The 753-nt window shown below is 66.4% G+C and carries 1 protein-coding gene; it reads left to right on the top strand.

The window, feature by feature from the left end:
- Positions 1-753 (top strand): sugar transferase (locus ACFOM8_RS23055; RefSeq protein ID WP_377764691.1); only part of this gene is annotated, 753 nt, incomplete at both ends.

Here is a 753-nt window from a genome sequence, read left to right as displayed (position 1 = left end):
TTGCAGGGCAGGCATTGTGACGATCCACCACGACTGGGACAAGACCGCTTCGGCACGCCTGGCCGCGCCGGAGATGGCCTGGTTCGCGGTTGACGGGCATTCGCAGATCAGCAAGCCCTCGCCCCGGCGCAAGCGGCTGTTCGACGTGGCGCTGGCGCTGGTGCTGCTGGCGCCCTTGTCGATGGTGATGGCGGTGGTGGCCGCCCTGATGCTGGTCCAGCAGGGCCGCCCGATCTTTTATTCGGCCGAGCGGATGCGCGCGCCGGGCCAGCCTTTCCGGCAGCTAAAGTTCCGCACCATGATCCCCGAAAACAAGGATTTCGGCGCCACCGGCGCCCACAAGCACTGGCGCATCACGCCCTTGGGCCACTTCCTGCGCCGCACCCGCATCGACGAGCTGCCGCAGCTGTTCAACATCCTCAAGGGCGACATGAGCTTTGTGGGCCCCCGCCCGCCCTTGCGCGAATACGTGGAACGCTTTCCGGCGGTTTATGCGCAGGTGCTCAAAAGCCGCCCCGGCGTGACCGGCCTGGCCACGCTGATCTATCACCGCCACGAGGACCGGATCCTGGCCCGCTGCACCAGCGCCGAGGCGACCGAGCGGGCTTATTACCGCCGCTGCCTGCCCGCCAAGCTGAAGATCGACCTGATCTATCAGCGCCACCGCGACATCCGGCTGGACCTGTGGATCATGTGGAACACCCTCAAGATCGTGCTGGGCTGCAAGGACGAAAGACCCAGAAGGCGGGGGCG

This window comes from Paracoccus angustae (assembly GCF_042648745.1).
GTDB lineage: Bacteria > Pseudomonadota > Alphaproteobacteria > Rhodobacterales > Rhodobacteraceae > Paracoccus > Paracoccus angustae.
Note: the sequence above shows the minus strand (reverse complement) of the source record. Positions and strands in the feature narration are given on the sequence as shown.